The following is a 24,012-nucleotide window of genomic DNA, read 5'->3' on the forward strand; positions in this document are numbered from 1 at the left end:
TCATTAAATTTTAAGGAAGAATAAAAATGACAACTTTAGTCGCTGGTGAATTTTGTTGGAACGAATTAGCAACACCTAATGTTAAACAAGCCGAGGATTTTTACGGTAAAGTATTTGGCTGGCAGTTTGTGGATCAAGAAATGGAGGATATGACTTATACCCTGGTTCGTACCCACGATAAAAATATTGCAGGCATATGGGCTATTCCTGCTGAACAACAAAAGGAAATCCCACCCCATTGGATGTCCTATATTTTAGTGTCTGATATCAAAGCCTGTTTAGAGAAAGCTAAAGATCATGGCGCAATAGTAATTAAAGGGGTTACTCAAGCGGGAGAAATGGGTCATTTGGCAATTATTACTGACCCAACAGGTGCGCATGTTGCTCTGTGGGAACCATCCAATTAGCTAGCAAAAAGGTATAAATACTAAGTCCCCGCTGCAGGGGCTGTGGGGGTTTTAATTGGATTATGTATATCGATATAACTCTTATCTTTTCCTCCACTAATTTTTCTTAAATTTCTAGGGGAAATTTTTTGCTTTCCTTTAGAAATCTCTGGCGTAGGTGCTTTTCTTTTTGTCATAATGTTCTCCGCTAAACTTAATCCCTTTAAGTATAGAAGCAACTCAATGAATTTCATTATTTAGCCACTATGTCATGGCTAATATGCCATCTACGAGTCCTTTTTACTCATCCACGTGTCTATGCTACTTATCCATGTGTCCTGGGCTACTTGCATACGTGCCCCGGCTTGACCGAGGCATCCGGGAAAGTACATTGGAACCAATCCAATCAACTAATTCTTTTTAGCAGAGCAGAGCGGTCTAGTGCCGATGTCCCTTACTGTAATCGCCTATCGAGTATTTTTTAATAGGGCCCTTGTTACTGGGTGATATCACGGATACTATTAACCAGGAGCATGCTATAAGCATTTTGCCCAGGGTATCTCTTAATTCGAATTGAGGTAGTAAATATAGGGAAATATTTGCGCATATGTTAAAAGTTTCTACAGTAATAGCTTGCTTATTTCTTACTTCCTGTATGGTTGGTCCGGATTATAAAGAGCCGCCAAAGCCTATTGCTGATCAATGGTTGCAGAAAAGCCCGGCAGTAAAACCTATTCCTCTTCGAGATGCTAATTGGTGGAAGGCATTTAATGACCCCACGCTCACTTGTTTAATAGAATTAGGCTATCATAATAATCTAACTGTCCAGAGTGCCGGAGTGCGGGTATTACAAGCCAGAGCACAGCTTGCGCAATCGGTTGGTGAGCTTTACCCCCAACAACAAGCTATGGCAGGTAACTATACGTATAACCGGATTGGTGGTAGTTCGCTACAAACTCTTTTACCCTCAAGTTTTGAAACTGCCACAGTTGGTGGTACAGCTAGCTGGGAGCTGGATTTTTGGGGAAAATATCGAAGAGCTATTCGATCTGATGATGCGACATTCTTAGCCTCAGTGGCAGCTTATGATAATGCTTTGGTCATACTCAGTTCCGAGATTGCGAGTGCCTATGTGGGTATTCGTACCAATGAAAAATTAATACAAATTACTAAAGCAAATATACAACTACAAGCGATGAGTCTTAAGATTGCTAAGTCTCGATATCGAGGGGGCCAAACAAGTTTGTTGGATGTGGAACAGGCCCAAACAGAACTGGCTGAAACAGAAGCTACCTTACCTACTTTAATTAGCGATTTACAAAAACAAAAAGATAAATTAGCCGTTTTGTTGGGCATACTGCCTAATCAGGTCGATCCTCTCATCAATAAAAGTAAAGGTATTCCAAGAACTCCTCCTACAGTGGCAGTAGGTATTCCACGAGAGGCGTTAGATCAAAGACCTGATATTCATCAAGCACGCTTAGAAGCGATTGCTCAATCCGAAGCAATTGGAGCAACCAAGGCAAATCTATTTCCGTCCTTTTCACTGGCAGGTACGTTTTCTTTTGCGGCCAATACTATTGGTAGTAACTCAATCAGTGATCTTTTTAACTGGTCTAATCGACAGATAACCGCAGGACCTTCTTTTACTTGGCCTATATTGAACTACGGACAGATCACCAACGCAGTGCGTGTGCAAGATGCGGCATTTCAACAAGCAATATTAAAATATATCAATTTAGTGTTACAAGCTCAGCAAGAAGTTCAGGATAATATTACCCGCTATATTGAAACGAAACGATCAGAAAATTATCTTATCCAGGCAAATCGATCATCGACTGTTTCTACCAAATTAGCCTTAACACGTTATAAAGAAGGCGAAGCAAATTATACGACTGTATTGGATGTCGAAAGACAGCAATTGCGTGTACAGACCTCATTAACGAATACGCAAGGAGAGGTTGATCAGGCCTTAATAGCGCTTTATCGTGCACTTGGGGGTGGTTGGCAAATTCGCTGTTGCAATGATGTTGTTCCCAATCATATTAAACAAGAAATGGCCGCGCGAACAAATTGGGGTAATTTATTAAAGCCAGAAAATCATCTACCCCCCATGACTAAAAAACAGCGCTTGAAGCAACTTTATCTACCAAGTTGGTGATGATATGAATACAGAAAGACATTCAAAAATAGTAAAAATTTCAGTGGTTGGATTTGTTATATTTCTTATTCTTTATTTATTTTTGCATCATAAAACGTCAAATAATGCAGACACTCTGCCCTTGCCAGTTGTGTTTGTTAAACAACCGGAATTACTTGAGATGACAGAATATGTCACTCAAACCGGTAACACTGTTGCTTTTAATTCGGTTGATCTGGTGGCGCGTATTGAAGGTTATCTAGATTCAGTGAAATTTGTCGATGGTTCTTATGTAAAAGAAGGCCAGGAATTATTTATCATTGAACCGCAACCTTATTTGGAAAAATTGTTAGAAGCCGAGGCGCAAGTTGCCATTGCGAAAGCCGCTCATACTTATGATCAAGCCGAATATGAACGTCAAAAACAAATGTATAAAGAGAACGCTACCTCTTTAAAGAATGTGGAAAAATGGCGTGCTCAGGCTGATGAGAGCAAAGCAGCAATTGCAAAGAACGTAGCGAATTCCAAGGTGGCAGCCATTAATTACAGCTATACCCATGTGCGAGCGCCCTTTGATGGACGTATTGGTCGTCATCTGGTTGATCCAGGAAACTTAGTCGGTAATGGCAAAGCAACTAATCTTGCTACTCTCGAACAAATAGACCCAATTTATGTCTACTTTAATTTAAATGAACTGGACTTAATTAAATTGCGTGAAGCGGCAAAAGCCCGGGGTTTCAAGCCGACAGACATTAACAAAATTCCTGTATTTGTTGGAATGCAAAATGAAACCAATTTTCCACATGAAGGGAAACTTGATTTCGTCAATACAGGTCTTAATGCATCCACAGGGACCATGGAGTTTCGTGCTCTTCTATCGAATAAAAATCATGGGTTATTACCTGGATTATATGTTCAGGTTCGAATTCCAGTAACTCATCCGCACCCACAATTAACGGTGCCTGATACCGCTATACAATATGACCAAATAGGTCCGTATTTATTAACGGTTGATAAAAATAACTATGTAGTAACAAAGCGAGTGACTCTTGGTAGTCTGAATCAAGGAAGACGCGCAATTCTTAAAGGACTTGAAAAAGACGATAACGTTATTGTTGATGGCTTACAGAATGCAACCCCTGGTGCGCAGGTAAACTCAAAGCCGCAAGAAAGTTCAAATTCTTAAAGTATAAAGAAAAAATTTAAGCCGTTATTGTGAACTGTAAAATAAAGATCCTCTATCCAAAGTGAGAAGAAAAGGGAATGATTTCTAAATTTTTTATTGAACGGCCTGTATTAGCCAATGTAATTGCACTTTTATTAGTGTTTCTTGGCATAATTGCCATCGCTGTTTTACCCGTCTCGCAATATCCAGCGATTGTTCCGCCAACAATTCAAGTGACAACGAATTATCCTGGTGCGGATGCAAAAACATTGATTAAAACGGTTGCTCTCCCTATTGAACAGCAAGTCAATGGGGTTGAAGATATGCTTTATATGCAATCTACCAGTACCAATAGTGGTAACTATACATTGATTGTAACGTTTGCTATTGGAACCGACCTTAACTATGCCCAGGTACTGGTGCAAAACCGTGTGCAAGCGGCAATGGCTCAGTTGCCGCAAGCCGTTCAACAACAGGGTGTTGTGGTCCAACAGAAATCCACAGCGATTCTGCAGTTTATTACTTTAACGTCTGAACACGGTGAATATGATGGCCTATTTCTTGACAGTTATGCAGCCATTAACATGCAGGATGAATTGGCAAGATTACCCGGTGTAGGTAACGTAATCATCTTCGGATCCGGCACTTACGCAATGCGTGTCTGGCTTGATCCGAAAAAAATGTTAGCATTTTCGTTGACACCGCGTGATGTGCTTAATGCGATTAGCAATCAAAACAAAGAGGTTTCCGCAGGACAGATTGCCTCTCCTCCAGTTGTCGGTAAACAGTCCTATCAATTTACTGTAAACGTACCGGGACAGCTTGCTAATCCAGATGAGTTTGGCGAAATCATTATTAAAAGCGTGGCATCCCAAGCCGATGAAGACGCTGATGCCAGCAGCAGTGCTCAAGTGGTTCGAATTCGGGATGTAGGTCGGGTTGAACTCGGTTCTTCAAGCTACAGTCAGCTTGCTAAACTTAATGGGAAACCCACTGCTGCTATTGGAATATTTCAGCTTCCTGGGGCTAATGCCCTGCAGGTTGCAGAGGAAGTGCGTAAAACTGTTGCCAAAATGGCAAAGAAATTTCCACCAGGAATGAAGTATTCTATTCCTTTTGACACGACTATCTTCGTAAAAGCATCGGTTAGTGAAGTTTATAAAACACTTTTTGAGGCGGGAATTCTAGTCTTATTGGTAATAGTCGTATTTTTGCAAAATTTCCGAGCCACCTTAGTACCTGCCACCACCGTACCCGTTACCATTATTGGTACTTTTTTCGCAATGTTTTTAATGGGATATTCAATTAACCTGCTGACGTTATTTGCCTTAGTGCTAGCAATCGGTATTGTGGTGGATGACGCGATTGTTATTGTCGAGGGCGTGACCCAGCATATTGAACGAGGTATGGCCCCTAAAGAAGCATCCATTGAAACAATGCGGGAGTTATTTGGTCCTATTATCGGTATCACTCTTGTGCTGATGGCTGTGTTTGTGCCGGCAGGATTTATGCCGGGACTGACTGGATCCATGTATGCGCAGTTTGCTTTGGTTATTGCCGCCACTGCACTTATTAGTGCAATTAATGCGATGACGTTAAAACCAACACAATGTGCTTTGTGGCTTAAACCCATCGATCCTAATAAGCCCAAAAATATTTTTTTCCGAACTTTTGATAGATTTTATAATCCAATAGAAGAGCGTTATGTGCGGTTTATTGGGCGTCTTGTAAATCGCAGTGCAAGTGCTTGTTTGGTAGGTATTATTTTAGTGGCTGTAGCTATCTTTGGTATAACGCGTATTCCTACAGGATTTATTCCTCTTGAAGATCAAGGATATCTTATTCTAAGTGTTCTGCTTCCAGATGGCGCAACACTGGATAGAACTGACAACATTCTTAATCGATTAACCAAGGAAGTTTCTAAAGTAGGTGGTGTTGAAAATGTGATCGCCATCGATGGTATTTCACTATTGGATAATAATTCCAGCCTCGCTAATTCTGGCGTTATTTATATTATTTTTAAAGATTGGAGCGTTCGGGGGAAAGGGGAAGATTTAAGAACACTCTATACCAAGTTCAGTAACATTGCTGCAAATACTACGGATGCTAAAGTGTTAGTAGTCGTTCCACCTCCTATCCAAGGTTTAGGTTTATCCGGTGGTTTCCAAATGCAAATAGAGTTGCAGGATGGTTCTTTTGACTATATTAAATTGCAAAAAGCAACCGATCAGGTAGTGAAATACGGTATGCTGCAACCTCCACTACAAAAATTGATGACGTCATTTCGAGCTGCAGTGCCGCAAGTGTTAGCACCAATCAATCGAGTGAAGGCTGAATCACTTGGGGTAGCGGTAGGTGATGCATTCGATACACTGCAAACCTATTTAGGCTCGTCCTATGTGAACTTATTCACTAAGTTTGGACAGGTCTTCCAGGTCTACGTACAAGCTGATGCGTCTTCACGTATGAGCGTTGAGGATGTACGCAATTATTATGTAAAAAATGCTGCGGGAGACATGGTTCCTTTGGGGACGCTGACTGATATTAATAATACAATTGGTCCTGCTCTTATCTCCCTTTATAATCTATATCCTTCAAGCAGTATTAATGGAATTGCTGCGACAGGCTTCAGTTCAGGACAAGCAATTCAATCTATGGAAGATTTGGCTCATAAACTCTTACCAGCAGGTTTATCGTTTGAATGGACAAGTACTGCTTATCAGGAAAAAGTAGCGGGGAATTTAAGTTATTTTATTTTTGCTCTTTCCCTTGTGTTAGTGTATATGATTTTGGCTGGGCAATATGAAAACTGGTTTACACCCGCAGCAGTTATTCTATGCGTGCCATTAACCTTAATCGGTACGGTATTGGCATTATCCAGCCTGGGTCTCGATAACAATATGTATACACAAATAGGTTTATTGCTATTGATTGCCCTGGCTGCCAAAAACGCTATCTTGATTGTTGAGGTTGCTCGTGAGCAACGGCTACTTCATAATAAATCCGCGATTGAAGCTGCAGTACTCGGTGCAAAAACACGTTTTCGTCCTATTCTTATGACATCCTTTGCCTTTATCATGGGAGTTCTCCCTCTGGTATTTGCGACCGGAGCTGGGGCTAATGCCAGACGCTCCATTGGTATTGCTGTATGCAGCGGTATGCTTGCTTCCACGTGCCTTGCAGTTGTTTTTGTGCCTGCATTTTATGTATTTATCCAAAGCTGGCAGGATAGGAAGCAAAGTAAAAAAGCAAATGCATTAGTAAATAAGAAAGGTAATCAAGACAATACTACATCCGATATATGATACATGGGTCTATGTAACAACTTTCCCACCTCCCCTGCGGGAAGTAGATGTAAGTTTGGAGTTTCGGATTAAACCCACGTCCCGCGGCTTGTACGCGCCGTGATCCAGAAAGTTTGCAATAGAGCTAGATCCCGCCGCCAAGCCGCGGGACGTAGTGAGTAAGCTTGGAATTTTTGGATTAAAACCGAGGCTCTTCAGCTTATAGTCTAGGAGCAAAATAAAAGACAAATACTGCTAGTAAGTGAGAATACTACATCCTAGGATGATGCATCGATCTAGGTAATAAAGTGTTTCGCTACGTCCCGCGGCTTGTCCGCGGGATCCAAAAAGTTTGCAATAAGCCTAGATTCCCCCGGATAAGCGGGGAGGTGGTAATAGGTTCGGAATTTCTAATTAACACTGACAGTAGTCTAGTTGTCAGAATTAATTAGGTGAAGATTGATGAGTACTTTCGGGCTCCTTAGCTGATAATTTACCTGATTCATCGAGCTTAAAGCCTTTTGGATCTTTGAGGTAAGCAGTAACATCAGCCATGGTTCCATGCACAAAGGTACCTTTACCATCTGAATAGACACGATGATCTTCTTTGGCACAGTAGGCATCAAATGCACGATTTTGTTTGGCTTGGCCTTTAAAGAATTTTACAGCTTCTTCTTGATTAGCAAAGGCAAGTGCTACGCCCTCGTCAGTTTCCACCGGTTTTTTTCCGGTTGCTTTTTCATAATCTTTCAAAATCTCTGCAGCAAACCCTTTTTTGGTGGTTTTTATCTGATACTCTTGTGGATTTTGTTTGTCTTCCGGTTTTAGCAAATTAGGATTTTTAACAATTTGATCTTTATAGGCATCATAAAGACGCTGATATTCTTCTTGTATTTTTTGATCCCGCTCTTTTAGTGAGTGCAACTCACGTAGCCGGTTCAAATCTTGTTTGACTTTATCTTCTGGTGTGCTCATTTTAAGCTCCGAATTCTTAAGCTAATGCTTACTCCCTAAAAAGGGCAGTTAAACTAATTATAATTTACCTTACATTTGAAGTGTACCAAAAAATATTCTTTATTCTTTGCGATTTGTTTACATTTTGAGAGTTCCCCTCAATGAATAAGCTATAAAAAAGCTTTAATAATTTCTTAATAAATTGCTCTTATAATATTCATTTTCATAAAAATAATTCCATTATGAGTATTAATCGACTTACCTTGCAACTATTAGAGATATTTGAAGAAGAATTACAAAAGCGCGAAAAAATTACTTATGTCTTGGCAGATAATATTAATGTCCAAGAACATGTCCGTTTACATCTGGATGAAAATACAGCCTATTATGCAAGAAAAATTTCAAGTTTACTGATTAAGCGACCTCGTCGTGAAAATTACGCTCAATTGGCAAATTGGCAGTTACTAGAAACTTATCGGTTATTAAATACAGCTCATTGCTCTGTGCTTGTAAAAGACTCTACTAAAGAGAAACTTTCGAAGTTTAGAACAATCCTTGAGGAAATAGAGCCATTAAAGGGGCTATTGGCCGCTATTGATAAGGGAATTGTAGTATCACCGCTGGTTTGTTCTGGTCACGGTAGCTGGGAGCTTGAGGACAAATTTATTGATATGAGTAAATTCGATTCAACTGTTGTACTGATTTCAGGGTTGGGAGGTACTCTTAGCAATGAATTGGCTAGGGATGTAGAAAATGACCTCTATAAAGTCGAAAATGTCGTGGTAGTAAAAAAAGATGAAGAAACTGTTCCTGTGAAATCTATAAATCCTTCCCCTACTTTTTTTAGTCGACACACTACGGTAAAAAAATTACCCGATCTTTGCCTTGTTGATGGTGAAAAAAGCTTCCCTAAACCCCGTGTAATAGAACCACTTACGGCTAGAGTACTGTTTGATTTGAGTATACTCAAATCAAATAAAAATTATTTTTCCCTGTCTACTGTGTTAGAAAAATTGAATGGTAAGAATCGCACAATAGGCTGGAGTGCTTGTACAGTTGGCTTTAATGAAAAAGGAAATAGAGTAGGTGATTTTGTGGGGTACAAATGGACTAATCAATCAAACTTCATGTCCAAAAAAAGAAGATTGGAAGAAGAGAGAAAGCTTGATATTGAAATGAATAAAAAGACTAAAACGAAGGAGAAGGACGAAGAAATAGTGGCTACTATTCCTCCATCTTTTATTTAATTGGCTGAGTTTTGTTCTTTATCCTTATCGCTAAGTCTAAGCTCAAGCCACATTGCATTTAAAACTGCAAAGGTACAGGCTAAGCCTGTACCTAAGATCCATGAAAAATACCACATTTTTAAAACCTCCTAATAAGCTGTATGCTCATTACTTTGAATAGACTCAGGGGTAACTTTGCCGCGTAATACACGGTATACCCAAGCGGTGTAAATTAAAATACAAGGAAAAAAAACAGCCGTCGCAATTAACATGATGAATAATGTCAATTCACTGGATGAACTGTCCCAAACTATCAAACTTTGGTTGGGATAAGTTGACGACGGCAGAATAAAAGGAAACATACTAAGTCCTACCGTGGCAATAATACCTGTTACAGACAATGCACTACAGATAAATGCCAGGAAAGGTCTTTGTGTTAGAACTATCGCCAAAAATGCTGCGACGATGGCTCCTATAGGAGCAAACACAGTAAGAGGCCAGGTTTGATAATTCATAAACCAGGTTACATTTTGATGGACAACTGTTTTAAAAAGAGGGTTTGAAGGGCCATCATGAACAACTGGAGCAGCAAGACCATAACCTTCAATTCCAAAATACAGCCACAATCCACTCAAAATAAAAAGAAGAACCAAGAGAATTGCACTGATTTTGGCTGCACTTATTGCACGCTGTTGCAGGTAACCCTGTGTTTTTATATTTAGAAAAAATGCCCCGTGCATGGCTAACATGATGACTGAAACTAAGCCGCATAATAGAGCGAAAGGGTTTAATAGTTGCAGAAATGTTCCCGTATAAAAAACGCGAAGACTTTCATCAAAAAAGAAGGGGACTCCTTGAATGACATTTCCAACGGCAACACCAAAAATTAAAGCAGGAACAAAACCACCAAGAAATAATGCCTTGTCCCAGAAACTGCGCCATTGAGGATTGGTTAATTTAGAGCGATATTTGAATCCAACTGGACGCAAAATGAGAGCAAGTAGCACCACTAGCATTGCGAGATAAAAACCTGAAAAAGAAAGCGCATACAATGCTGGCCAGGCAGCAAAAATTGCTCCACCACCCAAAATAAACCAGACTTGATTGCCTTCCCATGTTGGCGCGATGCTATTGATTAAGACGCGTCTGTCAATGTCTGTCTTAGCGAGCCACGGCAACCAAATTGCTACTCCTAAGTCAAAGCCATCCATCACAGCAAACCCTATAAGCAAAACGCCAAGGAGTGCCCACCAAATGATACGTAAAGCTTCATAATCTAAAGGCATAATTACTTTCTCCTTAGTGAGCTAAGCCATCAGGGCCTAGACGGATGTATTTAACCATTAAATAAATTTCAACAATGGCAAGTATTGTGTAAAAAATAATGAAGCCTGATAGTGACGTCATAACTTGTGCTGCACTTACAGAAGAGGAGCCTAATGCTGTAGGTAAAACTCCCTGTACAACCCATGGTTGACGACCATATTCGGCAATGATCCACCCAAGCTCAGCTGCTACCCATGGCAAAGGCAGTGACCAGAACGCAACATGTAAATACCAGCGTGTCGTGTGAAGTTTACGTCTGACTGATAAATAAAAACCCATTGCAAATAGAAAAATGAAGAAGAAACCACAAGCAACCATAATGCGAAATGAAAAGAACAGAGGTACGACATGAGGTGTTAAATCGTTGGCCGCTTTACTGATTTGCTCTTCACTCGCATCAACCACCTTTTCGGTGTATTTTTTAAGAAGCAGGCCATATCCTAGCGACGATTCATAGGTGGCAAAATCTTTTTTCGCTTGTTCGTCCTGTGGATTTTTCTGCAAACGACTTAATGCATCATAGGCTAGTATGCCTTCGCGAATTTTTAGTTTACCTTGCTCAACGAGCTCAACAATACCTTCGAGTTGTTCGTTAAAGGAACGTGTGGCAATGATACCTAACACGTAAGGTATTTCAATTGCAAAATCTGTATGCATTGTTTTTTGATTTGGAATTCCAATCAAAGTCAAACCCGCGGGTGCTTTTTCTGTGTGCCACATCGCTTCAATAGCCGCCAACTTCATTTTTTGGTTGATGTTAGACACATAACCGCTCTCATCTCCAAGAACAACAACGGATAAGGCTGAGGCTAAACCAAACGATACAGCGACAGTCATCGAACGCTTGGCAAAGTCTTTATTGCGACCGCGTAGTAGAAAGTAAGCACTAATTGCGAGAACAAAAATTGCTCCAGTAACATAACCTGCACTGATAGTATGAACAAATTTAGCTTGAGCTACGGGGTTAAACATGACATCTGCAAAATCGGTGACTTCCATTCGCATAGTTTGATAGTCAAATTTTGCACCCACGGGATTTTGCATCCAACCGTTTGCTATGAGAATCCATAGTGCTGAGAGGTTCGTTCCTAAAGCAAGAAACCAAGTGCAGGCCATATGCTGCAATTTAGTTAACTTATCCCAACCGAAGAAAAACAGGCCGACAAACGTCGCTTCTAAAAAGAAAGCCATTAGACCTTCAATTGCAAGTGGGGCGCCAAAAACATCACCCACATAGTGGGAGTAGTATGACCAGTTGGTACCAAATTGAAACTCCATCGTAAGCCCAGTGGCAACGCCTAAGACGAAGTTAATACCAAATAATATTCCCCAATATTTGACCATTTGGCGCCAGATTTCGCGACCCGTCATCACATAAAGGGTTTCCATGATAGCGAGCAAAAGCGATAAACCCAACGTCAACGGGACAAATAGAAAGTGATAAAGTGCAGTTAAAGCGAATTGTAAGCGTGAAAGATCGACGACTTCGCTACCAGGTATCATGAAAACCTCCCATGGCTGGAGTTAGAATGCAAACTAGATCAAGGTTTAGTTCGAGTCACTGTCGTATCAGATTGCAAACTAGATCCCAACAGCCATTGCCGCATATCTTTTGCAGGTTTTTCAACATCCTTGAAACAAACAAACCATAGAAGAAAAAATAAAGCGAATTTGACTGATAGTGTGAGGAGAATGTCTCGAGTCAGGGGTTTCATAGATTGCTGTCCGGTAAAACATGCCCAAATATTGTATCGCAAGCAGCAATTTTAAACTAGCGAATTACCCCAAATAAGCCTCTAAATTTTCATTGAAAATATCAGTATGTCCCTGATAATACAAATGATTCTTATTTACTTTTTTAAGAGGATGTCATTGTAAATATAGAACTAAATTAGCGAAGATAGTGAAGCAATCTTAACAGTAAGTTGAAAGTTAGATTGCTTCGTGCTCCTCGCAAAGACGAGTCAATAACTAGACTGCTTCCATAATCGCTGCTACTCCCATTCCGCCTGCTGTGCAGATAGAAATCAAACCTCGTCCTTTTCCATGTTGATATAAAATCTTAGCGAGATTACTCACGATTCGGGTTCCTGTTGCAGCAAAAGGATGGCCTAAGGCGAGACTTCCTCCTTTGATGTTCATTTTCTCTCTATCAATAGAACCTAATGATCGTTCTCGATGCAAAACACGTTTACAATAATCTTCAGATTCCCATGCTTTTAATGTACACAAAACTTGACCTGCAAAAGCTTCGTGGATTTCATAAAAATCAAAATCTTGTAGCGCTAATTTATTCCGTTTTAATAACTCACTCACAGCAATGGTGGGTGCCATTAGTAAACCTTCTCCATTGACAAAATCAGTCGCTGCAACCTGTGCATCCACAAAACGTGCAAGCATGGGATAGTTATACGTCTTGGCAGTGGATTCGCTCACCAAATAAATTGCTGAGGAGCCATCTGTTAAGGGGGTACTGTTTCCAGCAGTTAAGCTGCCTTTGTCACTTCGATCAAATGCGGGCTTTAGTGTGGCTAATTTTTCTAGAGTGGTATCTGCCCGTGTGATACCATCACGTTTTAAACCTAAATATTCACAAATCAAATCATCATAGAATCCTTCCTTATAAGCCTTGGCAGCATTTTGGTGACTTCTCAGTGCTAACTCATCTTGCTCCTGGCGTGATATCCCCCATTCCTTAACCATTTTTTCAGTGTGTTGTCCCATTGACAAACCCGTACGTGGTTCAATTACAGCAGGAAATTCTGGTTTCAAATCACCGGGACGAAAGGACGCAAAGGTTTTCAATTTCTCTGGAAAATTTTTTGATTGATTGACATGAAGTAATTTGCGCCCAAAACTTCTGCGAAACATAATGGGAATATCACTATTAGTATCGACACCCCCAGCAATGCCATCCTCAATTTGGTAATTAGCAATTTTAAGGGCAATTTGTAATGTTGTTTCTAAACTTGTACCGCAAGCTCGTTGTAAGGTATAGGCTGGCGTGTGGGGGTCAAGAGCAGTGCCAAGAATACTTTCACGAGCAAGATTCCAGTTTGAAGAACTGTTAATCACAGCACCTAAGCCAACATCACCAATCAGTCTGCCTTCAAGTTTCATTTTTTCTACAAGGGCTTTTAAGGAAGCAATCATTAAATCTTGGGTAGAGATATCTTTGTAGGATGTCATCGACTTAACAAAGGGAGTGCGCATGCCTCCTGCAACATAGACTGATCTGGTTTCCATGAATGACATCCTTATCAATTATTAATTACTCAATTACAAATCATTTCATCACCACCAGAAATTTACAACAGTGTTGAGATAATTCTTTAATTAGAGTTCGGATTTTTAATGAACACCCAACTGGATGCCTCGGACAAGCCGAGGCAGGTAGGATGGACGGACTAGTGCAAATCCTACTCCTACCTGCCTCGGCTTGTCCGTGGCAGGTAGGAGTGTTAGAGACCGTGTTGAATCCTATGCCTACTTGCCTTGGCTTGTCCGAGGCAGGTAGGAGTGTTAGAGACCGTGTTGAATCCTATGCCTACTTGCCTTGGCTTGTCTGAGGCAGATAGGAGTGTTAGAGACCGTGTTGAATCCTATGCCTACTTGCCTTGGCTTGTCCGAGGCAGGTAGGAGTGAGAGAGACCGTGTTGAATTCTATGCCTACTTGCCTTGGCTTGTCCGAGCAGATAGGAGTGTTAGAGGCCGTGTTGAATCCTATGCCTACTTGCCTTGGCTTGTCCGAGGCAGATAGGAGTGTTAGAGGCCGTGTTGAATCCTATGCCTACTTGCCTTGGCTTGTCCGAGGCAGATAGGAGTGTTAGAGGCCGTGTTGAATCCTATGCCTACTTGCCTTGGCTTGTCCGAGGCAGATAGGAGTGTTAGAGACCGTGTTGAATTCTATGCCTACTTGCCTTGGCTTGTCCGAGCAGATAGGAGTGTTAGAGACCGTGTTGAATCATATGCCTACTTGCCTTGGCTTGTCCGAGGCAGATAGGAGTGTTAGAGGCCGTGTTGAATCCTATGCCTACTTGCCTTGGCTTGTCCGAGGCAGATAGGAGTGTTAGAGGCCGTGTTGAATCCTATGCCTACTTGCCTCGGCTTGTCCGAGGCATCCAGTAAGATGCTGGTTGTCATCAAATTCGCTCAAATAGGAGGGTAGTGGGAATCCTACATAGATTTTACGGGTGTATTAAGTGCACAAGGAATTTCTTGAAGAATATGCTCAATATCGCATACTGAATATCGACGCTGAGGATTTTTTTTATCAAAGACTCCATTTCCAAAAAAAACTTGATGATATTTAGGATTATCGGGATTGCCGTAATCAAACACGATATCTTGCAACCCATAGGCGACTTGTAATAATGAAGCAATATACGCTTCTAAAATCTGTGTTTTTTCGCAATCTAAATCAGTGCGATCAAAACGTCCAGAGACCAAATAGACCTGTAGAAATCCCTTTCGTTGGCATAGGTAGCCCGCATAAAATGCAGAACCATCATAATCACCTTCGGGTAGAGTTAGAGAGGGATGGCCGTATCTATCATTCCAGTTTAAGAAGGAATGGAGCGAATCACTAAAACTTTCTGCCAAACCATGATAGTCATATTCTTTTTGATAGGCGTTTTTTACTCCCAAAGCCAATATAAAATCCGTTCGCAACACCCAGATACGCTTTTCCCAGAGTTGTAAAGGATAGTTAACCTGTTCGATGTTTTGGAAGGCGGGATTAATATTTCCCTCATTGTCGTATTGATATTTAGGCTTGACTGGAGCAATTGAGTTTTGGATATAGGATTGGGCGATAGGGTAATTTAATAGCTGTCGTGCCAATTCAACCGCTTTAAGAATGTTTTCCGTTGTGTAAATTCGAGGACATTTAGTTTTTGGAAAGGGTAGATCTGAGAAGAAAAGGGCGGAATCCTCATCATCTTGCTGACCTGGCTGTGTATCATAAAAATAGAGGGATTGACTCCCGTAAACCCGGGTAAATTTAAGCGTGAGGTAACTTTCAAGAATAGTTCTTTGTTCACTAGTTAGTGGCTGAATCTCTTCCTTGGTTCTATCAAAGCGATTAAATCGTCCTGATGACAAAAAAATTTCTAAATGAGTAGCACGTTGGCAAATAAAGCCTGCATAGAATACTCGTCCATCGTATTGATTATCGCTAAATGCCAATGAAGGGTGACCATATCGATCCTCCCAATTGATAAGATGATGATTCTTAGACTCAATTGCTGTACTTAATCCTGAATAACCATATTCTTGATAGGCATTTTTAATCCCCGTCGCAAGTACCAGGTCACTTCTTAAGGCAAATAGTCGTTTTTCATTAAGAGCCAGTGGGAACTCGATGTCTTCAATTCTTTGAAAAGCAGGATTAATGCTGGTTTCATTGGGGTAGGAATATTTGGCGGATACAGGGGAGATTTTTAGGCGAATATATGCTCTTAAGAAAAACTCAAGGGAAATGTGGTCTAGTTGTTCCACTGTTAATGTTTTCATGTTTTAGCTTCCACTCACTTAGCAAAAAACTGCCAAGTAATTCCCAAAATATGGGAATACATTAAGCGCTTGACGACACAAATGAGGTAGAAAACCTGGACACCGGTGTTGTAGCTGAAAATAGATGGCGCTATTCGACTATTTTTTCTGCACAACCTGGATAACAGTGTCCAGGCAACGCATCATTGAGTGAATAAAAGCTATGCGGCTCATAATTGATATGCTTCGTTACAAAAGTGATTTTTTAGAATTAATAATGAACAGTATGTGACTTTGATGGCTAAGTCAAGATACAATTTGAACATATTTCAATTTATCAATCGTTCTGAATAATTTTTGCTTCAACATCTTTTTTCATCACGATAATACTTATGCGACGATTCCCGGGATTTAATGGATTGGCTTTATCAAGCAACACTGTTGAAGCATAACCAATCACTTCCATTACTTTATCTTCTGGCATGCCTGCTTTGATTAATGCGCGACGAGCTGTATTCGCCCTCTGAGTAGAAAGTTCCCAATTGCTTTGATTCAGATCTTCAGGGTTGTGATAGGGGTGTGCGTCTGTATGACCTTGAATGCTAATTTTATTAGGCACGTTATTTAAAATTTTTGCTATTTTATCAAGTACCTGCAACATTTCCGGATCAATTTCATCACTTCCAATGCCAAACATGGGTTTGTTTTTATTATCAATGAGCTGGATTCTCAAACCTTCTGATACGACATCCATTAGCAAACGATTTTTTAAATCAGCAAGTGCGGGATCTTTTGTAATTGTGTTAAGTACTTGGTCTTTTAATTGTTCCAATTTTTTAATTTCTTGACTTTTTTCAAGGGCCTGATCTCCTGCTTTTACTTGGCCATCTTTTTGTTTAATGTCCGTTCCGCCACCGTTAATGGTTTTCTTCCGTGCCCCCATACTGTCTCCACCAATCAATGCGATACGTAAAGGCTGCTTGAAGTATTCGGCCAAACCAGCTTTTTGTGCTTTATTTAACGAAGCAAGTAACCACATTAATAAGAAAAATGCCATCATCGCTGTTACGAAATCGGCATAGGCTATTTTCCAGGAACCACCATGAGGGTGGTTTCGATGTTTGTTAGCCTTTTTTAAAATAACTATATTTTTTTCATCATTTCCAGACATGCTAATTCTCTAGGCTGCTTCGGGTTCTTCTTGTTTTACAGGCTTAATCTCGTCATTCAGCTCACTGAAGGATGGCCTTGCCGTTGAAAATAATACTTTGCGACCAAATTCAGTAGCAATAATGGGAGGGTAATTATGGGCACTTGCTAACAAGGTCACTTTAATACAATTGAGCATAAGAATAGCGTCATTAGCCCGTTGTTCTAAGGCGGTAGCAAGTGGACCAATAAATCCGTAACCTAATAAAATCCCCAAAAAGGTTCCTACTAGGGCTTGCGCTACTAGTACACCAAGTTCCGCCGGTGGCAAATTGATTGACTCCATAGAGTGCACTACGCCTAAAACTGCTGCAACAATACCAAAAGCCGGCATGCCATCTGCCAATTTTGATATTGCATTTGCCGGAATGGATTCCTCTTGATGATAAGTTTCAATTTCACTTTCCATCAACGATTCCAACTGATAGGGTTGCATATTTGAAGTAATCATTAAACGAAGATAATCGCAAAGAAACTCAATAATATGAGGTTTAGCCATAATGCGTGGGTAATTGCTAAAAATAGGGCTATTGGTTGGATCATCGATATCAGCCTCTAAAGACATGAAACCCTCTTGTCTACCCTTATTCAATAGGGCATACAGCAAGCCTAAGATATCTTTATACAAGATTTTTGCTGATTTTGGGCTGGTGAACAAAACAGGCAATGCCTTGCCGATAGATTTTAAAACACTCACACTATTGCCGACGACTAGGGATCCTATGGCCGCACCCGCAATAATTAATAATTCAACCGGTTGGAATACCGCGGCTAAATGTCCTCCAGCTAATGCAAATCCACCAAAAACTGAAAGCAGAATTATAGAGTAACCAAGCAAAATGAGCATCGTATTTCCTCTACTGAGCTAAGGTTTAAAGAGGGATTAACAGGTTAATCCCTTAAATTATTTCAAATAGTCATGAACAACACGACCATAAGGTAGTGTTAAATCAGAAACAAAATGCATGCCACTAATTACTCTTTTTACGGGTAATTTAGCAACTGGGGCCAGTGCATGATGGAATAGTTCCAGTTCTGCAGGTCCTGTCCATGCTCCTTTGATTGTGATGTCTTGAAGATGGTATTCGACTAACTCACAAATGCGTGTACTCCCATCAACATGGGGGATAATTTTTAGTAGGTAGGAAGGGGTCCCCATGGCATTAGCCACTTTTTTAATATCCAGTGTTTCATACTTATAACCCATTGTCGCAGTAGCAATGCGGTTACGCCCGTAATCCAGCGTGCCTACAATGGTTTCTTTTTCAACCGCTAAATTGGGTTGTGCAAGCTTTTTAGGGAATCCCCAAATTTCTCGACCGCCTGCAATAGGAGGGTGATCATCTAAATACATGGCATGTGTATAGCCACCTTCTTTTCCTTGAAAACGAACAGGAATAACCTGTCCAGATTCGGTGTAATCACCAAATCCAGTCGAATCAGGCATGCGAATAACTTCAAATTTTACCAATGGCTCAGTGACTTCCAATGGGGCAGGTACAATTTCACGCAATAGGTCAATGTCTGTTTCGTAAGTAATAATCATATACTCACGATTAATAAATCGATAAGGGCCTCTAGGATAGGAGGGGCATGAAAAGGGCATGGCAAATGCATCTTCTTTTATTTGTGACTCATTCATCACTAAAACTCCTGTATTGTTTAACAAGTGCCTTGTTTATCTATGTTTATTCCATAAACCAGCCATGACTGACAACTAATGATTGTCCTGTTAGGGCATTTGATGCAAATGAGGCAAAAAATAATGCAGTTTGTGCCACGTCATCAGTGGTGGTAAATTCGCCATCCACGGTTTCTTTAAGCATAACCTTTTTAATAACATCTTCTTCACTGATATGTAATTCTTTTGCCTGTTCAGGAATCTGTTTATCGACTAATGGAGTACGAACAAAACCTGGGCAAATAACATTGGCACGCACACCGTGAGCGGCTCCTTCTTTGGCCACGACTTTACATAAACCAAGTAAGCCGTGTTTTGCAGTGACATAAGGAGCTTTCAATAATGAAGCTTCTTTGGAGTGAACTGAGCCCATGTAGATAATACTGCCGCCTTTTTTGGCAGAGTACATGTGTTTTAAGCAGGCTTTGGTGGTTAGGAAGGCTCCATCTAAATGGATGGCAAGCATTTTTTTCCAATCAGAAAACGATAATTTGTCAACAGATTCAATGATTTGAATCCCGGCATTGCTCACCAGAATATCGACCCCCCCGAAATTGCTGGCAACGGAATCTACACCTGCATTAACTTGTCCCTCATCGGTAACATTCATAGCCACTGCCATCGCTTGTCCACCCATGGACTGTATTTCCTTGGCAGCTTCTTGAGCCTGGTTGAGATTGAGATCCGCAATAGCTACTTTTGCACCTTCTTTCGCGTAGACAATGGCAATTTCTTTTCCAATTCCACTGGCAGCGCCGGTAACTATAGCTACTTTATTTTTTAATCGCATGATTACATTCCTTGTAATATAAGTTGGTGATGACAGTATAACAGTGAGTTTTCCATTTTGCCTTAATAACTTCATAGTTTAGCAGGACCTATAATCAAGACAAAATGGAATCTGAGAATCTAGAAATTATTACTCTGATAATTAGTAATAATAATAGTAGCCATTTCTATAGTACCAATTTCTCCTGTCTTGTTCCTGACCAATTTGATTACCGATTAAAGCGCCTGCACCTGCACCGATTGCAGTACCCCAGCCGCTTCCACCACTAACCGCATAGCCTATACCTGCACCTGCAGCAGCTCCGGTTGCAGTACCGACTTGAGTGGCAGTACAAGAAACTAATCCCGTAGTCGATAACCCCAAGAAAAACATAACATAAATTACTCGCTTCATGGTTAAGCTCCTCTTGAACGTTGTTCCTTCACTAGAGATATTAGTACAAAAAAAGATCATTTGCTCAAAAGATAACCATTCCAAATAAAAGAGAAAAATCTTTTGTTGTTTAAAAATTATCTAATTAGTAAATCTTTTAATCTATACTTTAAAAGTAGGGACAAGAAAGGAAAAACAGATCAGTGAGAAGATTATGAAAGGGACTTATCATGGAATAGAATTTGAGTATTCATCTCAAAAATGTAATGGCAAGTATGCAGGGAAATATCTCCTGATTTTTCATCATGAACAGTACACATACATTATCAAAAAATCAGTAGGAAAAACGTTCCCAACGCCAAATGAAGCAGAGACAAAAGCCTTGGAATTTGCAAAAAATCAAATCGAAAAGGGACTATTCTGATCGATAATTGTCGTGACTGGATGCCTAAATGAATAGTTAAGGATACAGGTAAGTTTCTCTTTTACGCTTGAGAAATTATCGATCCCCCAGTAGTATTGGCAAAATCGATTTTAATAAAAAGAGAGTGCTATGTTTCGTGGTAGTATCGTGGCATTAGCCACACCTATTCAGGATGACGCAGTTGATCTTAAATGCCTACGCGAACTAGTTGAATTTCATATTGCGGCAGGTACCCATGCTATTGTTGCTGCAGGGACGACTGGGGAAGCAGGGACCCTCTCTCATGAAGAAAAACTTCTAGTCATTAGAACAGTTATTGATCAAGCTCGCGAACGAATTCCTGTTATTGCGGGGACCGCGGCAAATGCAACTAAAGAGTGTATAACGTTGACACAGGAAGCAATGGAATGTGGTGCTCATGCGGCGCTTATCATGACGCCTGCGTATATTAAACCCACTCAAGAAGGGCTTTATCAACATTATAGTGCTATTGCCAAAGCAGTTGCGATTCCAATCATTTTGTACAATGTGCCCGGCCGAACAGCTTGCGATTTACTACCTGAAACAGTAGCAAGACTTGCAAAAATTTCAAACATTATTGGCATTAAAGAAGCTACAGGGCAAATGACGCGTTTGCAGCAAATTTTGCGTTTGTGTGAGGGTATTGATGTTTATAGTGGGGATGATCCAACGGCTGCTCAATGGATTTTAGCAGGTGCAAGAGGAGTTATATCTGTAACTGCCAATGTGGCTGCAAGACAAATGGCCAAATTAGCGGATGCAGCATTTGATAATGATCCTGCCGGATGCTTAAAAATTAATGAACAACTGATGCCACTGCATCAGTCACTCTTCGTAGAGGCTAATCCTATCCCTGTAAAATGGGCATTAAGTAAAATGGGGTTGATGAAGAATGAGTTACGATTGCCGTTAACATCTTTGTCTGAAGACCATCATCAGGGATTGGAACAGATTCTGCGAAATTTGCAGCTTATCTAAATGGGGAAAAATTGTTGTGAAAAAATTTGGTTTTATGGTTCTTTCGGTGTTAGTTTTACCTGCCTGTTCAAATTATTCTAGTAATGGTGAGGCACTATATTTACGTAGTAATAATGGACAGGCACTAGTAGTTCCTCGACCGTTAACTGATAATAATATTAGTCGCTTTTATGATTTACCGGCACAAAATAAAAATGCAATGGTAAGTATTGCACCTCCTTTAGATCCTGCGATCTCAGAAGAGGCATCATAATTCAAGTCAAAGGTTTACTATGGCAGTGGAATCAGAAGAATTACGTGTTATCCAGGAACTATCCGGTCGTCTCGTTGAGGCGCAGCGAACCATCCGTATTTTGGATAGTATTAAGTGGGATGATACAATTAAACAGGATTTTTTTGCCAAAAAAGGACAATCCCTGCCAAAGATTGATAGAGATTATTATCTTGGTAAACCTTTGCCATTTAATGCTACTGAAAAGCAAGAAGAGTTTCGTTTACTTATTCGGGATGCACAAAACCAACTTGGACAATATTCACCGGTTACCCGGTTAATCAAACGTCAGTGTGAAGAGTATTCCCGCGCGGTTCAAATGTTGGATGTTCGAGGCACTCCGGCATTTTGTGAACTGGCAATGGAGCTTTACGGTAGTCCGAATGATGCATTCTATTCTGGTGGGCCACGATTATCGGAGTTAGGTACATCCTTGTTTGATGTGTTAACAGCGCTCGAAGTTCAACTTAAATCCGAAGCTGATTTAAAGAGACATACGCCACAACAAGCACAAGAGCTGTTACAGGAACGTTTGAGTCAATTTTTTGATCAACATCCAGGTAAAGTGACGGTAATGGTAAGTGATGATATGGTCGCGGATGCTTCTGCGGGAGCAGATACCATCAAATTGAGTCAGCAGGCGATGTTTAGCGATCGTGATTTGAAGTACCTTGAAGTTCATGAGGGGTGGGTTCACGTTGGTACTACTTTAAATGGTGGCAGCCAACCTTATTGCTTTTTTCTTGGTAAAGGCTCTCCCTCAAGTAGTGTTATCCAGGAAGGTTTGGCAGTTATTACTGAAATTGTCACTTTTTCGTCTTACCCTGCACGTGTACGAAAAATTACTAATCGGGTTATCGCATTGGATAAGGTCAGACAAGGGGCGAATTTTATTGATATCTACCGCTACTTTATCGAATGTGGCTTAACCGAAGAGGATAGCTACAACCATACTGTGCGCGTATTTCGCGGAAGTACTCCGGAAGGTGGCCCATTTACCAAAGATTTATCCTATGCAAAAGGATTTCTTTTAATCTACAATTATATGCGCTTCGCCATAAGTCAGCGTCGAATCGATTCTATTCCCTTACTTTTTACCGGTAAACTCATTCTTGATGATTTACCCTTACTTTTAGAGTTGAAAGAGCGCGGTTTATTAATTCCTCCTGTGTACTTACCTCCACCGTTTAAAGATTTAGCCGCCTTAAGTGCGTGGATGAGCTTTTCACTTTTTTTGAATAAATTTAGTCTAAATGAAATCCAAAAGAACTTTCGCTTCTTATTAATATAGCGACTACCATTTAGAAAGATGCATTCGAGCTTAGGGAGAAGAATAATGGGACTATTAATTGATGGTCATTGGCATGATCAATGGTATGACACCTCTAAAACGGGAGGGACTTTTAAACGAGAACCTACGCATTTTAGAAACACCATCAAAAATGAAACAAATGCACCGTTTCTTCCTGAAAAAGATCGATATCACTTATACGTATCCCTGGCTTGCCCATGGGCACATCGCACATTAATCTTTAGAAAGCTTAAAAAACTGGAGCACTATATCGAGATCTCTATTGTGCATCCCCATATGCTTGAAAATGGTTGGGAGTTCAAAGTAGAGATGGGGGCAACAGGCGATAATCTGTATGGTTTGAATTATTTGTATGAAATTTATACCAAGGCGGATGAGCAATATACAGGACGAGTCACGGTTCCTGTTTTATGGGATAAAAAAGAGAAAACAATTGTCAACAACGAATCTGCAGAAATTATCCGTCAATTTAATCATGCATTTAATGATCTAACTGGTGACAAACAAGATTTTTACCCTGAATTTTTGCATTCGGAGATTGATGCGATTAACGATAAAATTTACAACACAGTGAATAACGGGGTGTATAAATGTGGTTTTGCGACCACACAAGAAGCCTATGAAAAGGCTTATAACGAATTATTTGCAACACTCGATGAATTAGAAATTCATTTAAGTAAGCATGAATATTTGGTAGGCGATGTACTTACAGAGGCAGATTGGCGATTATTTACGACGTTAATTCGTTTTGATGCAGTTTACTACAGTCATTTTAAAACAAACCGGCAACGCATTAGTGATTATCCAGCGTTACAGGCCTTTTTAAAAAAGTTATATTATTATCCAGGTATTCGGGAAACAGTGAACTTTCTACATATTAAGCAGCATTATTATTTCAGTCATAAAACAATTAATCCTACCCAAATTGTTCCTCTAGGGCCTAGACTGGTTTTCGATTAAAGTTATGAGCAATGTTCAGT

The 24,012-nt window shown here is 40.3% G+C and carries 23 protein-coding genes; 10 read left to right on the top strand and 13 right to left on the bottom strand.

All coding sequences use genetic code 11. From position 1 onward, the window contains the following. Window positions 1-26: 26 nt before the first annotated feature. On the top strand, window positions 27-407 hold the full coding sequence (locus LHA_RS04200) for a VOC family protein (protein WP_045105421.1): 381 nt from the start codon (window positions 27-29) through the stop codon (window positions 405-407). Between the two features lie 20 nt (window positions 408-427). On the opposite strand, the gene LHA_RS04205 is transcribed toward LHA_RS04200, so the two are convergent. Further along, window positions 428-583: a hypothetical protein gene (locus LHA_RS04205; protein ID WP_156413574.1), complete on the bottom strand. Its 156-nt coding sequence runs from the start codon at window positions 581-583 to the stop codon at window positions 428-430. A gap of 410 nt (window positions 584-993) precedes the next feature. Here LHA_RS04205 and LHA_RS04210 point away from each other — a divergent pair, with 410 nt between their 5' ends. The 3 genes from LHA_RS04210 (at window position 994) to LHA_RS04220 (ending at window position 6,996) form a co-directional block, all read left to right on the top strand. Continuing rightward, window positions 994-2,547: an efflux transporter outer membrane subunit gene (locus LHA_RS04210; protein ID WP_045105423.1), complete on the top strand. Its 1,554-nt coding sequence runs from the start codon at window positions 994-996 to the stop codon at window positions 2,545-2,547. Between the two features lie 4 nt (window positions 2,548-2,551). After that, window positions 2,552-3,712, top strand: a complete 1,161-nt coding sequence (locus LHA_RS04215) for an efflux RND transporter periplasmic adaptor subunit (protein WP_045105424.1) — start codon at window positions 2,552-2,554, stop codon at window positions 3,710-3,712. 77 nt (window positions 3,713-3,789) lie between these two features. Further along, window positions 3,790-6,996 carry an efflux RND transporter permease subunit gene (locus tag LHA_RS04220; protein WP_045105425.1) on the top strand — a complete coding sequence of 1,069 codons (3,207 nt, stop codon included), beginning with the start codon at window positions 3,790-3,792 and terminating at the stop codon, window positions 6,994-6,996. Between the two features lie 423 nt (window positions 6,997-7,419). Here LHA_RS04220 and LHA_RS04225 read toward each other — a convergent pair whose 3' ends face one another. After that, entirely contained in the window at window positions 7,420-7,950 is a 531-nt protein-coding gene (locus LHA_RS04225) for a hypothetical protein (protein WP_045105426.1), read from the bottom strand. A 221-nt stretch (window positions 7,951-8,171) separates the two neighbouring features. On the opposite strand from LHA_RS04225, the gene LHA_RS04230 reads away from it, so the two are divergent. Then, window positions 8,172-9,176 carry a DUF6863 domain-containing protein gene (locus LHA_RS04230; RefSeq protein WP_045105427.1) on the top strand — a complete coding sequence of 335 codons (1,005 nt, stop codon included), beginning with the start codon at window positions 8,172-8,174 and terminating at the stop codon, window positions 9,174-9,176. Here the strand turns inward: LHA_RS04230 and cydX are convergent. The 11 genes from cydX to LHA_RS04275 all read right to left on the bottom strand — a co-directional run bounded on the left by cydX (window position 9,173) and on the right by LHA_RS04275 (window position 20,047). Then, a complete protein-coding gene (gene cydX, locus LHA_RS16335; RefSeq protein WP_065238344.1) occupies window positions 9,173-9,292 on the bottom strand; it encodes a cytochrome bd-I oxidase subunit CydX in 120 nt (39 codons plus the stop codon). The two genes, LHA_RS04230 and cydX, sit on opposite strands and share 4 nt — an antisense overlap. Before the next feature lie 12 nt (window positions 9,293-9,304). After that, entirely contained in the window at window positions 9,305-10,441 is a 1,137-nt protein-coding gene (cydB, locus tag LHA_RS04235) for a cytochrome d ubiquinol oxidase subunit II (protein ID WP_045105428.1), read from the bottom strand. A gap of 13 nt (window positions 10,442-10,454) precedes the next feature. After that, on the bottom strand, window positions 10,455-11,984 hold the full coding sequence (locus tag LHA_RS04240; RefSeq protein WP_045105429.1) for a cytochrome ubiquinol oxidase subunit I: 1,530 nt from the start codon (window positions 11,982-11,984) through the stop codon (window positions 10,455-10,457). A 38-nt stretch (window positions 11,985-12,022) separates the two neighbouring features. After that, window positions 12,023-12,196 carry a cytochrome oxidase putative small subunit CydP gene (gene cydP / locus LHA_RS17250; RefSeq protein WP_231861973.1) on the bottom strand — a complete coding sequence of 58 codons (174 nt, stop codon included), beginning with the start codon at window positions 12,194-12,196 and terminating at the stop codon, window positions 12,023-12,025. A gap of 256 nt (window positions 12,197-12,452) precedes the next feature. Beyond that, window positions 12,453-13,727, bottom strand: a complete 1,275-nt coding sequence (locus tag LHA_RS04245) for an acetyl-CoA C-acetyltransferase (RefSeq protein ID WP_197541149.1) — start codon at window positions 13,725-13,727, stop codon at window positions 12,453-12,455. A gap of 930 nt (window positions 13,728-14,657) precedes the next feature. After that, window positions 14,658-15,995 carry a hypothetical protein gene (locus LHA_RS04250; RefSeq protein WP_045105431.1) on the bottom strand — a complete coding sequence of 446 codons (1,338 nt, stop codon included), beginning with the start codon at window positions 15,993-15,995 and terminating at the stop codon, window positions 14,658-14,660. A 316-nt stretch (window positions 15,996-16,311) separates the two neighbouring features. Further along, complete coding sequence (gene motB, locus LHA_RS04255) at window positions 16,312-17,145, bottom strand: flagellar motor protein MotB (protein ID WP_045105432.1); 834 nt, start codon at window positions 17,143-17,145, stop codon at window positions 16,312-16,314. A gap of 9 nt (window positions 17,146-17,154) precedes the next feature. Beyond that, complete coding sequence (gene motA, locus LHA_RS04260; RefSeq protein ID WP_045105433.1) at window positions 17,155-18,030, bottom strand: flagellar motor stator protein MotA; 876 nt, start codon at window positions 18,028-18,030, stop codon at window positions 17,155-17,157. A gap of 57 nt (window positions 18,031-18,087) precedes the next feature. Next, the gene (locus tag LHA_RS04265) at window positions 18,088-18,825 is read right to left on the bottom strand and encodes an acetoacetate decarboxylase (RefSeq protein WP_045105434.1); all 738 of its coding nucleotides are present in this window, start codon (window positions 18,823-18,825) and stop codon (window positions 18,088-18,090) included. A gap of 46 nt (window positions 18,826-18,871) precedes the next feature. After that, window positions 18,872-19,654 (bottom strand): 3-hydroxybutyrate dehydrogenase, encoded by a 783-nt coding sequence (locus LHA_RS04270; protein ID WP_045105435.1) that lies wholly within the window; start codon window positions 19,652-19,654, stop codon window positions 18,872-18,874. 141 nt (window positions 19,655-19,795) lie between these two features. Continuing rightward, complete coding sequence (locus LHA_RS04275; protein ID WP_045105436.1) at window positions 19,796-20,047, bottom strand: glycine zipper domain-containing protein; 252 nt, start codon at window positions 20,045-20,047, stop codon at window positions 19,796-19,798. A gap of 193 nt (window positions 20,048-20,240) precedes the next feature. Here LHA_RS04275 and LHA_RS04280 point away from each other — a divergent pair, with 193 nt between their 5' ends. The 5 genes from LHA_RS04280 to LHA_RS04300 all read left to right on the top strand — a co-directional run bounded on the left by LHA_RS04280 (window position 20,241) and on the right by LHA_RS04300 (window position 23,992). Continuing rightward, on the top strand, window positions 20,241-20,450 hold the full coding sequence (locus LHA_RS04280; protein ID WP_045105437.1) for a hypothetical protein: 210 nt from the start codon (window positions 20,241-20,243) through the stop codon (window positions 20,448-20,450). A gap of 129 nt (window positions 20,451-20,579) precedes the next feature. Continuing rightward, entirely contained in the window at window positions 20,580-21,449 is an 870-nt protein-coding gene (gene dapA / locus LHA_RS04285) for a 4-hydroxy-tetrahydrodipicolinate synthase (protein ID WP_045105438.1), read from the top strand. 16 nt (window positions 21,450-21,465) lie between these two features. Continuing rightward, the gene (locus LHA_RS04290; RefSeq protein ID WP_045105439.1) at window positions 21,466-21,702 is read left to right on the top strand and encodes a hypothetical protein; all 237 of its coding nucleotides are present in this window, start codon (window positions 21,466-21,468) and stop codon (window positions 21,700-21,702) included. 19 nt (window positions 21,703-21,721) lie between these two features. Continuing rightward, window positions 21,722-23,011 (top strand): flavohemoglobin expression-modulating QEGLA motif protein, encoded by a 1,290-nt coding sequence (locus LHA_RS04295; RefSeq protein WP_045105440.1) that lies wholly within the window; start codon window positions 21,722-21,724, stop codon window positions 23,009-23,011. Between the two features lie 45 nt (window positions 23,012-23,056). Next, complete coding sequence (locus LHA_RS04300) at window positions 23,057-23,992, top strand: glutathione S-transferase family protein (RefSeq protein WP_045105441.1); 936 nt, start codon at window positions 23,057-23,059, stop codon at window positions 23,990-23,992. Window positions 23,993-24,012 lie beyond the last annotated feature (20 nt).

The organism is Legionella hackeliae (assembly GCF_000953655.1).
Taxonomy (GTDB): domain Bacteria; phylum Pseudomonadota; class Gammaproteobacteria; order Legionellales; family Legionellaceae; genus Tatlockia; species Tatlockia hackeliae.